The sequence below is a fragment of the Erwinia mallotivora genome, from assembly GCF_000590885.1.
GTDB classification, from domain to species: domain Bacteria; phylum Pseudomonadota; class Gammaproteobacteria; order Enterobacterales; family Enterobacteriaceae; genus Erwinia; species Erwinia mallotivora.
In genome coordinates this window covers 25663-37975 of sequence record NZ_JFHN01000075.1, presented here as the reverse complement: position 1 = coordinate 37975, position 12313 = coordinate 25663, and the positions used below count along the sequence as shown (strand labels likewise).

The 12313-nt window shown below is 55.9% G+C and carries 14 protein-coding genes; 5 read left to right on the top strand and 9 right to left on the bottom strand.

Translation table 11 applies throughout. The features are described from left to right. Positions 1-33: 33 nt before the first annotated feature. Complete coding sequence (gene idi / locus BG55_RS20255; RefSeq protein ID WP_034941462.1) at positions 34-576, top strand: isopentenyl-diphosphate Delta-isomerase; 543 nt, start codon at positions 34-36, stop codon at positions 574-576. A gap of 66 nt (positions 577-642) precedes the next feature. On the opposite strand, the gene BG55_RS22160 is transcribed toward idi, so the two are convergent. From BG55_RS22160 to BG55_RS20215, 8 genes are all read right to left on the bottom strand, one after another. Then, a complete protein-coding gene (locus BG55_RS22160) occupies positions 643-747 on the bottom strand; it encodes a protein YohO (protein ID WP_034941461.1) in 105 nt (34 codons plus the stop codon). Positions 748-832: 85 nt separating this feature from the next. Then, complete coding sequence (locus tag BG55_RS20245; RefSeq protein WP_034941458.1) at positions 833-1363, bottom strand: DUF3833 domain-containing protein; 531 nt, start codon at positions 1361-1363, stop codon at positions 833-835. A 23-nt stretch (positions 1364-1386) separates the two neighbouring features. After that, the gene (locus tag BG55_RS20240) at positions 1387-2613 is read right to left on the bottom strand and encodes an SAM-dependent methyltransferase (protein ID WP_034941457.1); all 1227 of its coding nucleotides are present in this window, start codon (positions 2611-2613) and stop codon (positions 1387-1389) included. A gap of 3 nt (positions 2614-2616) precedes the next feature. After that, positions 2617-3330 (bottom strand): DUF1365 domain-containing protein, encoded by a 714-nt coding sequence (locus tag BG55_RS20235; protein WP_034941456.1) that lies wholly within the window; start codon positions 3328-3330, stop codon positions 2617-2619. Next, on the bottom strand, positions 3327-4604 hold the full coding sequence (locus tag BG55_RS20230; protein ID WP_034941455.1) for an NAD(P)/FAD-dependent oxidoreductase: 1278 nt from the start codon (positions 4602-4604) through the stop codon (positions 3327-3329). Before BG55_RS20230 ends, BG55_RS20235 begins: the two co-directional genes overlap by 4 nt. A gap of 3 nt (positions 4605-4607) precedes the next feature. Next, positions 4608-5324 (bottom strand): SDR family NAD(P)-dependent oxidoreductase, encoded by a 717-nt coding sequence (locus BG55_RS20225; RefSeq protein ID WP_034941454.1) that lies wholly within the window; start codon positions 5322-5324, stop codon positions 4608-4610. Next, positions 5321-5752 (bottom strand): nuclear transport factor 2 family protein, encoded by a 432-nt coding sequence (locus tag BG55_RS20220; RefSeq protein WP_034941452.1) that lies wholly within the window; start codon positions 5750-5752, stop codon positions 5321-5323. The genes BG55_RS20225 and BG55_RS20220 overlap by 4 nt, the downstream gene beginning before the upstream one ends. Positions 5753-5760: 8 nt before the next feature. Then, complete coding sequence (locus BG55_RS20215) at positions 5761-6492, bottom strand: MerR family transcriptional regulator (protein ID WP_034941451.1); 732 nt, start codon at positions 6490-6492, stop codon at positions 5761-5763. A gap of 173 nt (positions 6493-6665) precedes the next feature. On the opposite strand from BG55_RS20215, the gene BG55_RS20210 reads away from it, so the two are divergent. Both BG55_RS20210 and BG55_RS20205 read left to right on the top strand, forming a co-directional pair. Next, positions 6666-7202, top strand: a complete 537-nt coding sequence (locus BG55_RS20210; protein WP_034941449.1) for a GNAT family N-acetyltransferase — start codon at positions 6666-6668, stop codon at positions 7200-7202. Positions 7203-7442: 240 nt separating this feature from the next. Continuing rightward, complete coding sequence (locus BG55_RS20205; RefSeq protein ID WP_034941448.1) at positions 7443-8018, top strand: Ail/Lom family outer membrane beta-barrel protein; 576 nt, start codon at positions 7443-7445, stop codon at positions 8016-8018. Positions 8019-8068: 50 nt separating this feature from the next. On the opposite strand, the gene speB is transcribed toward BG55_RS20205, so the two are convergent. Beyond that, positions 8069-9037, bottom strand: a complete 969-nt coding sequence (gene speB, locus BG55_RS20200; RefSeq protein ID WP_034941446.1) for an agmatinase — start codon at positions 9035-9037, stop codon at positions 8069-8071. Positions 9038-9164: 127 nt separating this feature from the next. On the opposite strand from speB, the gene BG55_RS20195 reads away from it, so the two are divergent. Together BG55_RS20195 and dinG are read left to right on the top strand one after the other, a co-directional pair. Next, positions 9165-10064, top strand: a complete 900-nt coding sequence (locus BG55_RS20195; protein ID WP_034941855.1) for a LysR family transcriptional regulator — start codon at positions 9165-9167, stop codon at positions 10062-10064. A gap of 68 nt (positions 10065-10132) precedes the next feature. Further along, entirely contained in the window at positions 10133-12295 is a 2163-nt protein-coding gene (gene dinG / locus BG55_RS20190; RefSeq protein WP_034941444.1) for an ATP-dependent DNA helicase DinG, read from the top strand. Positions 12296-12313 lie beyond the last annotated feature (18 nt).

Below are 12313 nucleotides of genomic sequence, written 5' to 3'. Positions count from 1 at the left end.
CACACTATGCGGACGACGTTTAGAGGAGTCTGCATGTCTGCGATTGAAGTGGTTCTGGTTGATGGTAACGATCGTGCCATTGGCAGAATGGAAAAGCTCGAAGTGCACCAGAAAGGGTTACTGCATCGCGCCGTCACCGTTTATGTGTTCAATTCACGCCATCAGCTGTTATTGCAACAGCGCGCCACCGGTAAATACCACTGCGGCGGATTATGGAGTAATACCACCTGCGGTCATCCTTATCCCCATGAATCTGCTCAACATGCGGCAGAGCGTCGTTTGCGTGAGGAGATGGGGCTGCAAATCCCCCTCTGCCCGGTGTTTGAACTGAGCTATAACCTTAAGTTAAACAACGGCCTGACTGAACACGAATACGGTCATGTCTTTTTTGCCCACAGCGATGAGCAGCCTGTACCCAATCCTGAAGAAGCAGACGGGTGGCGCTGGTCGTCACTGGCGGAGATTCAACAGGAAACGGAACGGCATCCTGAGCGTTTTACGCCCTGGTTTTTATATACCTTCCCGCGTATCCCGGCGGAACTGCAACGTTTTACCGCACAGCGGCTGGCAGGCTGAGCGAAGGGAGCCTGGCGGCTGTTTTGTCTGGCCTGTACGTGGCCTTATTTTCCGGCCCCGGGGAGCCTAAGAGCGGATCAGAATGGTATAACCGGTAAGCATCACGCCGCCGATGCCGCCAAGGGCCATCATCAGGAAGAGAGAGATCACTGCTATTTTTTGCCAGTTCATGCCGTTGCCCGTTTAAGCTGAAGCGAAAAGAGCGCGAATTATAGCGCCATTGCTGATGCAGGGTTAAGCCTTTGCCGACTTTTTATTACCCTGCATCGTGCGCTTTGTTAAAAAACAGCGTGACGCGGGCCACTTCAATACCAAATTTTTTCATTGAGGTGACATTCATCAGGTGCTGAGCGTCCTGTTGAAAAATCCAGTCATCGAAATTGAGCGTGTGGCTGCCGGAGGCGGTTTTTACCGTCATGGTATAGCGCCAGTTAAAGGCGTTGCCTGCGGTTTTGCCGGTGGCCGTGCCGATAATATCCCCGGCGGTGCCGGTGTAGCTGCCATCGGCCTGTTTGCGGATCTGCCAGCGACGGGTCTGTTTTTCGCCATCGTCATAAACAAAGTGTTCGTCCAGCGTCAGCGTATCGCCGCTCACGGTGCCATGGATAGCAACCTCGAAACGGCGAATCTGTCTGCCCCGGTAATCCTGCACCATTCCCCAGGCGCGGGAGTCACCGCTGAACCAGCTGAAAATATCGATTTTTGGCAACGCCTGCTGATAATTTTCGACCTCCACACCGCAGCCGCTCAGCAGCAGACTGGCGGCCAGTAACAGGGATTTCCACATTATTCACCTCCGGTTAAGCCGCATTATTTCCGCGTGGCGGTCAGTTGCACCGTGCCTATGGTTTCCGCAAGAAACCCGGCTTCGCAATAGCATAAGTAAAACAGCCACATTCGGCGGAAATGCGCATCAAGACGTCCGTTCTGCAACGGGTGCCAGGCCGCCTCGAAGCGCTCCCGCCAGGCCTGTAAGGTGCGGGCATAGTCCGCTCCGATATCCAGGCGGCAGTGCAGCTCGAACCGGTTTTCGGCGAGGTTTTTTTCCAGCAGACTCAGCGCAGGAAGAAACCCACCGGGGAAGATATAGCGTTGGATAAAATCGACGTTGCGGGCATAGCTGGCATAGCGCGCCTCGCTGATGGTAATGGCCTGTAATGCCAGCCGTCCGCCAGGCTTCAGAAGCTGGTTGCAGCGGGCAAAGAACAACGGAATATAGTGCTGACCGACCGCTTCAATCATCTCTACCGACACCAGCTTGTCATACTGACCACGCAGATGGCGATAATCTTCCTTCAGGATTGTCACCCGCTCACTCAGCCCCGCCTCAGCGATACGTCGACAGCTGAAATCATACTGCTCCTGTGAAATGGTGGTGGTGGTGACGCGACAGCCATACTCCCGTGCGGCGAATTCTGCCAGCGCGCCCCAGCCGGTGCCGATTTCCAGCAAATGATCGTCACAGGTCAGCGCCAGCTGGTCGCATAAGCGGCGCATCTTCGCCTGCTGCGCCTGTTCCAGTGACATCTCTGGTTGTTGATACCAGGCGCTGGAGTAAAGCATCGACGGGTCGAGAAACGTGCGGTAAAAATCGTTACCCAAATCATAGTGCGCGGCGATATTACGCTGCGCCTGACGGACGCTGTTGTGACGCAACAGATGGCGGGTTTTATTTATCAACGCGGGTAGCAGGCTGAAGCGTGAACCCAGCTTATCGACCACGCTGATATTGGTTGCCAGCACCTGAATCACCGCCGTGAGGTCGGGCGAGTCCCAGTCACCATCCATAAAGGTTTCCGCTGCGGCGATGCTGCCACCGCCGAGGATCCGACGATAAACGCGGGAGTGATGCACGCTGACTTCAGCCTGTAACGTTGCCCCCGGTTCGCCAAAAAAACGGCTGCCGAGATGGGGATCGCGCAGATGCAGACCGGCTCCCTTAATGTGCTGTAGCAGCGAGAAAATTAACCGCCGCGAGGTGGATAACCGTTTGCCCGAATCGGCGCGAGAGGTGCAGGTGAGCTCAGGTGGATACATCAGTTATTTCTCCGATCCGGGATGGGGATAAACCGGTGCGCCTTTACGCCACAGTTTCCATGCCTGCCAGTAGATTGCCAGCGCATTGCGCAGGGTGATAAGTGGAAACCGCCAGAGATGATAACGCAGCGTTTTTCGGTTCAGCGGTTGATGGCGAAGATGCAGGGTGGCATCAAATGCTTTGCCCGCCCGATGATTTTCAATGTGCACTGACAGCGATTTTCCCGGTGCCGACAGCCGCCAGTGATAAAGCATATCCAGTGGGTTAAAGGGCGAGACGTGAAAGGTCTTCTGCGTGGTTTCACGCCCGTCAGGGTTAACCGCATAGGTGTGTCGTTCATTCCACGGCGTGTTACGCACTTCGGCCAGCATCCAGCGCAGCTGCTCCTGCTCATCATAGAGATAGTAAAAATTCACCGGATTAAACGAGCAGCCAAAATAGCGTAGCTGGGTCAGCAACATCACCCGCCCGGTCAGCCGTTCGCCGGTTAATTCGGCAATGCGCGCCTGTGCCTGCTCTCTGATATTGCCACCGCCCAGATAGTCAGCGGCGCAGAACGACGCCGCTGAAAATTTACCCTCGCGGATGCCGACGCTGCGTAACTTCGGCAGTTCGTCGGGGTCAATAAGCAGCATAAACAGGCGGTAGCTGAACTGATGTTCAACCGGCATAAAGCGGCGATGGCGGACATGACCGCGATAAAGTGCGCTGTTCACAGCAGGCCTGCCCGTTCCATTGCGGCAACCACATCAAGGCCACTGCGAATGCCATCTTCATGAAAACCGTTATAGCTCCAGGCACCACAGTACCAGCTACGATTTACGCCATTCAGCAACAGGCGGGATTGCTGGGTCAGCAGACTTTGCAGGCCAAACTGAGGATGGTGATAAACATAGCGGCCAAGGATTTTACCGGCATCGATCTGTTCTGCGGCATTCAGCGTGACGCAGAAGGTGACCGGCGCCTGCAGGCCCTGCAAGCGGTTCATATTGTAAGTCACCGTCGCCCCCCGGTGGTCATCCTCACGCTGTGCCGTATCCAGACGATAATTCCAGCTGGCCCAGGCGCGACGGTTTTCCGGCAACAGGCGGGTGTCAGTATGCAGCACCACTTCACTGGCGCTGTAAGGAACACCTGCCAGCATCTGCTGCTCTTCGGCAGTCGCGTCGCTGAGCAGGTTCAGCGTCTGGTCGCTGTGACAGGCGAAAATGACCTGGTCAAATGCCTCGCTGCCCGCCGCGCTGTGCAACGTCACCCCTTCAGCATGACGTTCAACCCGCAGCACCGGCGTATCGAGGTGGACGGTAAGCTGGTCACCGATCAACGCCATCAGCCTGCGGATATATTCACGTGAGCCGCCGGGGATAACGTACCATTGCGGGCGACGGGTTAAGTCGAGCAGACCGTGATGATTGAAAAAGTGCAGAAACAGGCTCAGCGGCATCTGGCGCACTTCACCGACTGAGCAGGACCAGATAGCCGCGCCCATCGGCAGAATATAGTGGCCGATAAAAAATGGGCTGAAATTCTCCTGTTGCAGGAAATTCTCCAGCGTATCCTGATGCCCGACTGTCTGCTGATGCGTCGTCAGCCACTGCTTACCACTGCGGTTGAAACGGACGATTTCGCTGAGAAATCGCCAGAAAGAGGGGCGTAGCAGGTTACGACGCTGGGCAAACAGGCTGCTGAGTGAATGACCGTTATACTCCAGCCCGCTGTGAAGATTACGTACGGAAAAACTCATCTCAGTGGGCTGACCTTCCAGCCCCAGCTCCGCCAGCAGTGCATTAAATTGCGGGTAGGTACGATCGTTAAAAACAATGAAGCCGGTATCAACCGCCCAGTGTTGACCATTTACTTCAACATCCACCGTCGCAGTGTGACCGCCCAGCGTTTTACCGGCTTCAAACAGGTGAACATCGGCCCGTGAGGCCAGTTTCCACGCACAGCTGAGCCCGGCAATACCACTGCCGATAATGGCTGTTTTCAACTTTTACCTCGCTATCTGTTGAGTAAGAAGACGTTGTAATGCATAGGGCAGCCGGGAAGTGACGCGCAGAATAATGGAGAACAGGCGCGGGAAGGCGAATTCTGCTTTACCTTTTGCCAGACCCCGACGGATGTAGCGCGAGGCCTGTTCGACGTTGACGATCATCGGCATGGCAAAATCGTTGCGTCGGGTCAGGGGCGTATCGACAAAACCGGGCAGCACCAGACTGATAGCAATTTGTCTGGCTTTCAGATCCTGTGCCAGACTGCGCGCAAAATAAGCCAGCGCCGCTTTGGATGCCCCATAGGCTTCGGCCCGCGGCAGAGGGACCAGGCAGGCGGTTGAACCGACCAGCGCCACACGACTGCCCGGTGCCAGCTGTGGCAGCAACGCATCAAGACAGTTAACCGGGCCGTTAAAATTGGCGTTCATTACCCGATGGACTTTCTCTGCTTCGACTTCGCCATCATTCAGGTATTCACAGGTTCCGGCACATAAGATGACCAGGTCGGCGCTTTTGCCGTCCAGTGCCTGGCGGGTTTGCGCAAGATCAGTGATGTCAAATTCACATAACCTGATGCTGCTGAACTTCTCATGCAGCGTCTCTAATTTGCTGGTGCTACGGCCGCAAGCCGTGACATGCCAGCCTTCGCTGGCATAATCCAGCGCCAGCTGATAGCCAATCCCGGAGCTTGCGCCGGTAATCAGAACGCGTTTCATGGTTGTAACCTCTTTTTGAGCTGCCTGATTACCGATCCCAGCACGGGAATTTTTTCATACAACATGGCCCCCATGTCGTAGTAGTCCCGCTGAAAAATGATTTTTTCATCGCGAAAGCGCAGGTGGCTGCTACCAGACAGATGCTGTTCACTACCGCGTTGCAGAGCCGGATGGGCATAGATCATTTGCCAGATCAGTAATGCAGTGCCGTTAAAAAGGTGGCATTCACTCACCTCAAACCGGCAGTAATGCAGGTTGTTAAGCAGGGAGGCGAAGTAGTTTTCCACCACGTGCAGACGGATGTGTTCAGCAACAGGATCGATAAGGCAGATATCGTCGTGATAAATCTCTGCCAGTTGGCTTAAATCGATTTTGTCCAGCTGCTGATAAAGGGTCACCAGTCTTTCTAACGTCGCCTGCTGAGTCATACTCCTCCTCAGTTGCCCTGAGAGGCTACCAGTAATCCCTGCTCCTGCCAGAGGCTTAGCTGCTCCTGCTGACGTCGGGTCAGTGGCTTGCCGGTAAAAAGAAAAACATGCTGGCCGGGAAAGAGGTCAGGCCGGGGGAGTTCCAGCGGTTCAGCCAGAACATCCATGCGCCACCCCTGCTGCGAAAGCCGCCAGGCTTCCAGCCAGATGCGCGTCCGGTCTTCTGCTCCCCAACCCATAATCAGTGCATCGTGACCGGCTTTCTTCCTGCATCCGGTTAAACAGAAGGCGACATAACCAATTAAAGCACCATCCAGTAAACTGCACATAGTTCTTGCGGTATTTTGATCCAGTCCCAGTCGCTGTCTTAGCGGAATGAAAACGCGGTCAATAAGCAGATCTACGGGGGTTTCTCGCCCCAGAGCCGCGATTCTGGCTCTCAGCTTAGCCGGTCTGGCCAGGCGAAGCAGGCTGATAAGCTCTTCCTGTGTCGCCGACCATTCATCATTTTCATTAATGATTTGGCCCTCAATCAGGGCTTTTACTTTCCCGACGGGAACACCGCTTTCAATCCAGCGCTTAATGTCCTCAATGCGCTGAATATCCTCATCGTCAAACTGACGGTGACCGCCTTCGGTACGCTGCGGTTTTAATAACCCGTAACGACGTTGCCACGCCCGAAGGGTGACCGGGTTAATTCCACAGCGTTCGGCAACGTCACCAATACTGTACAGTGCCATAAACGTCCTCTTTACTGACCTGACTGATTAAACCGTAGCGGACTTAGCCAGGTTGTACAACTATTATTTATCTGTACAAGTTAGCCGGGCTGCTTTTTTCCCTGTACATCCTGTCGTCAGGCGGGTTAATTTTTTTCGGAAAGTTATCATACCCACAAGTCTGAGGCGGAATAATGCGTGATGTGAGCTATCAATATCTGAACAGTGACGAGGCCGCAGCCGAGCTGCCCTCGCTGCTGCATGTCCTGAGTGGTTGCGTGGCAGAGGGTGCCAGCGTCGGCTTTATCAGCATCGATCAACAGCCGATGAAAAGGTTCTGGCAGGGGGTGGTTGCCAGCCTGACCGATGGGGATAAACAGTTGCTGGTTGCCCGGCATCATGGCCGTATCGTCGGCACGGTGATTCTGGTGCTGGGGATGATGCCTAACGGTGAACACCGGGCGGAAATTGCCAAATTGCTGGTGCATCCGGAAGCTCGTCGGCAGGGAATTGCCCGTGAGCTGTTACGCCAGGCAGAACGGCGGGCGGCAGAGGCAGGCAAAACCCTGCTGGTGCTGGATACACGCAGCGGAGACGTGGCAGAGCAGCTCTACCTGCGCGAAGGGTGGCAAATCAGCGGCAGAATACCTGACTTTGCGCTGTCGACCAGTGGAGAGCTGGAGGGCACCACGGTGATGTACAAAATGGCGGGCGGGCAGGCGGCGCGCTGATGCTGTAGCACGGTGAGGCTGGTTAGTGCGACGGCACCGATGCCGTAACGGCGGGCAATTGTCTGAAAAATATCCAGAAACCATTGCGTCAGCAGGGCATATTCCCTAAAGTTGCCGCACCAGAACAGGCCCTGACGGGTTTTCCCTGTGGTTTATTCTCTGGCTGTGGATCTGTTCCGGAGAGAAGCGGGTGAGCTTATTCCGCCCGGTTAAATGGACTCAATGATAAGGATATTGCACATGTTGAAGAGGCTTTCATCGGCAGCCGTGGCTGCCATTTTTTTGATGGGGACCGCACAGGCTGAAACACACTCTCTTTCCGCCGGATACGCTTATCAGGAAGTGAAGCATTTCAACCACTTCGCCGGTATCAACCTGAAATACCGCTACGAATTCACTGAACGCTACGGCCTGATCGGCTCCTTCAGTTTTGTCTCAGGCAGTGATGCATACGACGCGCTGAGCAGCACCGGCAACACGGTGAAAAACAATCTGCGGGTAAAAACCACCAGCTTACTGGTCGGGCCGACTTATCGCATCAACCGCCATGTCAGCCTGTACGCCCTGGCCGGGGTCAATAATGCGCAGGTCAGCTACTCTCCGCTTCGCGATCGTAGCGGTGCGCGCCTGTATGAGGGTGACGATACTCTCCACAGCCTGAAACACGCCACCGGCTTTGCCTGGGGCGGCGGTCTGCAAATTAATCCTACCCATTATCTGGTGCTCGATCTGGGCTACGAAGGCAGTCGTAAAAGTATTGAAGGCCGCAGATATACCATGAGCGGTTTCAACGTGGGGATGGGGTACGCTTTCTGAGCCAACGGCTGGCGGCAGCGGTAACCTGTTCGGCGCGCTGCCACCTTGCGTCACCCGTTATATTTCACGCCGGGTAAGATACAAAGCATCTCATAGAGCATATTCGCCGCCAGTTGCGAGGTGGTGCCACTGATATCATACGGCGGTGAGACTTCAACCAGATCGGCACCGATCAGATTCAGCCCACGGCAGCCACGCACGATCTCCAACCCCTGAACCGACGTCAGGCCGCCGACTTCCGGCGTGCCGGTCCCCGGTGCCCAGGCGGGGTCAAAGCTGTCAATATCATAAGAGAGATACACCGGCTGGCTGCCCATCCGCTGTCGCACCCTTGCCATCAACGGTGCTAACGACTGATACCAGCATTTTTCGGCTGGGATCAGCTCGAAGCCCTGATCAATGCCCCACTGAAAGTCCCCGGCGTCATAGCCCTGGGCACGCTGACCAATCTGCACCACGCGATTAACATCCAGCAAACCCTCTTCGACCGCACGGCGAAACGGAGTGCCGTGCGCGATTTTTTCCCCGAACATTTCATCATTGGTGTCGGTATGGGCATCCACATGAATCAATCCCAGCGGTCCATGTTTTTTCACCAACGCCCGCAACACCGGCAGCGTCAGCGTATGGTCGCCCCCCAGGGTGAGAGGGATCAGCGGAAAATCATTCAGACGGCTGTAGTAATCCTCAATAATCTGCACAGACTTATGCAGACTGTAAGGATTGATCGGCACATCCCCCAGATCGGCGACCTGGAGGGAATCAAAAGGCGCTGCGCCGGTCGCCATATTGTAAGGGCGGATCATCACCGAATCCGCACGAATCGCTCTGGGACCGTAACGCGTCCCGGCGCGCTGTGAGGTGCCGGTATCCAGCGGCACACCTATAAAAGCCGCGTCCAGACCGTGCGGATGTTCGACGGCGGGCAGGCGCATCATGGTGCCGCGCCCGGCAAAACGCGGCATCTCATTACCGCTTTGTGGCTGAAAAAAAACATCATCGCGCTGGTTATCTGTCATCTGACGTTCCGGATATCTGCTGAACAGAACCCATTGTCGGGCGGCAGCCGTCACAGAAAAATCATTGACAGCAAATAATCAGTTCAGAGATTACTTAACTGTCTTTTTTACCCCGAAGGAAAATGCCGTGAATGCTGGTCGTCTGCCCAACCTGAAACTTCTGACCATATTTACCACCGTGGTGCGCTGTCAGGGCTATTCCCGCGCCCAGCAGGCGCTGAACATGACCACCCCTGCTATCAGCGGCTATATGAGTGAACTGGAACATCAGCTGGGCTTCATTCTTTGTCAGCGTGGGCGCAGCGGATTTGCGCTGACGCCCAAAGGTGAGCAGTTTCTGCACTACTGTCACCAGTTACTGGCAACGCTGACAGACTTTGCCAGCCAGGTTGACGGCCTGAAGGCGGAGCAGGGTGGCGTATTTTCTGTTGGCGTGGTGGATTCGACCACCACCGACCGAGAGCTGGCATTAGCCGGGATAATCAGCCAGTTCAGCGAACGCTTTCCTGCTATCTATCTGAATCTCACGGTCAGCAGCCCGAACGAATTGCAACAGCAGGTGCTGGATAATCGGCTGGATCTGGCAATGGGTCACTTTCCGGTTAATGTCAGTAATCTGCTGAGCCTGCCGCTGCATGATGAGCAGCACTGGCTCTACTGTAGCAACCGCCACCCGCTGTATGCCGTAAGTGATGAAAAGATCGAAGACCTGGCGGATTGTGGATTTGTCACCCGCAGCTACTGGAATGCTGCGGAGCTGTCACGCCGTGGCTTTAAGGCCAGCGCCGCCTCGGTCGAAAGCATGGAGGCGCAGCTGATTCTGATCCTCTCCGGTCGTTATATCGGCTACCTGCCGGAGCATTATGCCCGCTGCTGGGTAGAACAGGGACAGCTGCGGACACTCTTGCCGCAGCAGTTCAGCTATCGGGCACCGTTTTCACTGATTTTTCGCCGTGGCCGCAGCCGCGAAACGCTGATCCGCGCCTTTCGTGACCAGGTTAAATTGCGAGCCGGGCCGAAGGAATAGTCGGAACTGGCTGACGCCGAAGAAATACTGTGTAAAAATACAGTCTGTTTTGGTGAAAAGTGGTTGTTATGGCGCTGAATACCGCGTTAAAAGCGCAAATTGCCGGATGGTACAAAGCCCTCCAGCAGCAGATCCCGGATTTTATCCCCCGCGCCCCGCAACGGCAGATGATTGCGGCGGTGGCCAGGACGCTGGCCGGAGAAGAGGGCCGTCATCTGGCGATTGAGGCACCCACCGGCGTGGGCAAAACCCTCTCCTATCTGATACCGGGTATTGCGGTCAGCCGCGAACAGGAAAAGCCGCTGGTGGTCAGCACCGCCAATGTGGCGTTACAGGATCAGATCTACAGTAAAGACCTGCCGCTGCTGAGGAAAATCATTCCCGATCTGCGCTTTACCGCTGCCTTTGGTCGTGGGCGCTATGTTTGCCCGCGCAATCTGTCGGCGCTGGCAACCGACGAGGAAAAACAGGGCGATTTGCTGCTGTTTCTGGATGATGCGATGACCGCCAGCAAGGATGAGCGGGCGCGGTGCACACAGCTGGAGAGCGAGCTGAAACGGTATCAGTGGGACGGCCTGCGCGATCACTGTGACGAGTCGATTGAGGATTCGCTCTGGCAGCGCCTCAGCACCGATAAGGCCAACTGTCTCGGCAGTAGCTGCCACTGGTTTCGCGAATGTCCGTTTTACGTGGCGCGGCGGGAAATTGAACAGGCGGATGTGGTGGTGGCTAATCATTCGCTGGTGATGGCGGCGCTGGAGACGGAATCGGTGCTGCCGCCGGCCAAAAATCTGCTGCTGGTGCTGGATGAGGGGCATCATCTGCCGGACGTGGCCCGTGATGCGCTGGAGATGAGTGGCGAAATCACGCCGGGCTGGTACGGCGTTCAGCTTGATCTGTTCTGTCGGCTGGTGGAGCAGTGTATGGCTCAGTTCCGGCCAAAAAGGCCTCCGGCGCTGAGCGTGCCGGAGCGGCTGAAAGGGCACTGCGATGAGCTGCGTGAGCAGTTGCAGCAGCTGTCGCAGATACTGGTGCAGTGGCTACCACCAGACAATCAGGAAGGGGAGTATCGTTTCGAGATGGGACGCCTGCCCGAAGAGGTGCAACAGTTGTGCGCCCGACTGTTCAGACTCAGCGATGGTCTGCGTGGGCTGGCGGAAGCCTTCGTCAACGATCTGAGCGACAAAACCGGGCAGTTTGACGTGGTCAGGCTGCATCGTGCGTTGTTGCAGATGAACCGTGCGCTGGGCTGGTTTGAAGCCAGCAGCAAGCTGTGGCGGCTGGCCGCGCTGGAACAGGCTTCCGGCGCGCCCGTCTCGAAATGGGCCACGCGGGATATCCGTGAGGGCAGTGCGCACCTCAGCTTTCACTGCGCCGGTATTCGCGTCAGTGAGCAGCTGGAAAAGCTGCTGTGGCGCAAAATTCCCCATGTGGTACTGACTTCCGCCACCCTGCGTTCTTTAAGCAGCTTCCAGCGTTTGCAGGAGCTGTCCGGACTGAGTGAGAAAGCGGACGATCGCTTTGTGGCGCTGGATTCACCCTTTAATCACATTGAACAGGGCAGGCTGATTATTCCGCAGATGCGCTATGAACCGGCGCTGGCCAGTGAAAGCGAGCATCTGGCGGAGATGGCGCATTTTTTTCGCCAGCAGATTAAACAGGCTGAGCACAAAGGCATTCTGGTGCTGTTTGCCAGTGGCCGGGCGATGCAGCAGTTTATTGCTTATCTGCCCGAACTGCGGCTGATGATGCTGGTGCAGGGGGACAAACCCCGTCCGGCATTGATCGCCCTGCACCGCAAGACGGTGGAACAGGGTAAAACCAGTATTCTGATTGGCCTGCAATCTTTTGCCGAGGGGCTGGATTTAAAAGGTGAACTGCTGTCGCAGGTGCATATTCATAAAATTGCATTTCCTCCCGTGGACAGCCCGGTTATTTTGACCGAAGGTGAGTGGCTGAAAAGCCTGAAGCGCTATCCGTTTGAGGTACAGAGCCTGCCCAGCGCATCCTTCAACCTGATCCAGCAGGTGGGCAGGCTGATCCGCAGCCATGAATGCTACGGTGAAATTGTGATTTATGACCGGCGGCTACTGAGTAAGCGTTACGGTGCCAGGCTGCTGGGAGCACTGCCGGTGTTTCCGATTGAGCAGCCGCCGGTGCCGGAGGGTGAACTGCCGAAAGTAACAACCGCTCCCGCAGAGATGAAGATAAACCGACGCCGACGTCGCTGAACTGCCCGGGTTCACACC

Excerpts from the sequence above, each read along its gene's own strand:
- idi (WP_034941462.1), top strand. The coding sequence starts at position 34 with ATGTCTGCGATTGAAGTGGTTCTGGTTGATGGTAACGATCGTGCCATT.
- BG55_RS22160 (WP_034941461.1), bottom strand. The coding sequence starts at position 747 with ATGAACTGGCAAAAAATAGCAGTGATCTCTCTCTTCCTGATGATGGCC.
- BG55_RS20245 (WP_034941458.1), bottom strand. The coding sequence starts at position 1,363 with ATGTGGAAATCCCTGTTACTGGCCGCCAGTCTGCTGCTGAGCGGCTGC.
- BG55_RS20240 (WP_034941457.1), bottom strand. The coding sequence starts at position 2,613 with ATGTATCCACCTGAGCTCACCTGCACCTCTCGCGCCGATTCGGGCAAA.
- BG55_RS20225 (WP_034941454.1), bottom strand. The coding sequence starts at position 5,324 with ATGAAACGCGTTCTGATTACCGGCGCAAGCTCCGGGATTGGCTATCAG.
- BG55_RS20220 (WP_034941452.1), bottom strand. The coding sequence starts at position 5,752 with ATGACTCAGCAGGCGACGTTAGAAAGACTGGTGACCCTTTATCAGCAG.
- BG55_RS20215 (WP_034941451.1), bottom strand. The coding sequence starts at position 6,492 with ATGGCACTGTACAGTATTGGTGACGTTGCCGAACGCTGTGGAATTAAC.
- BG55_RS20210 (WP_034941449.1), top strand. The coding sequence starts at position 6,666 with ATGCGTGATGTGAGCTATCAATATCTGAACAGTGACGAGGCCGCAGCC.
- BG55_RS20205 (WP_034941448.1), top strand. The coding sequence starts at position 7,443 with ATGTTGAAGAGGCTTTCATCGGCAGCCGTGGCTGCCATTTTTTTGATG.
- speB (WP_034941446.1), bottom strand. The coding sequence starts at position 9,037 with ATGACAGATAACCAGCGCGATGATGTTTTTTTTCAGCCACAAAGCGGT.
- dinG (WP_034941444.1), top strand. The coding sequence starts at position 10,133 with ATGGCGCTGAATACCGCGTTAAAAGCGCAAATTGCCGGATGGTACAAA.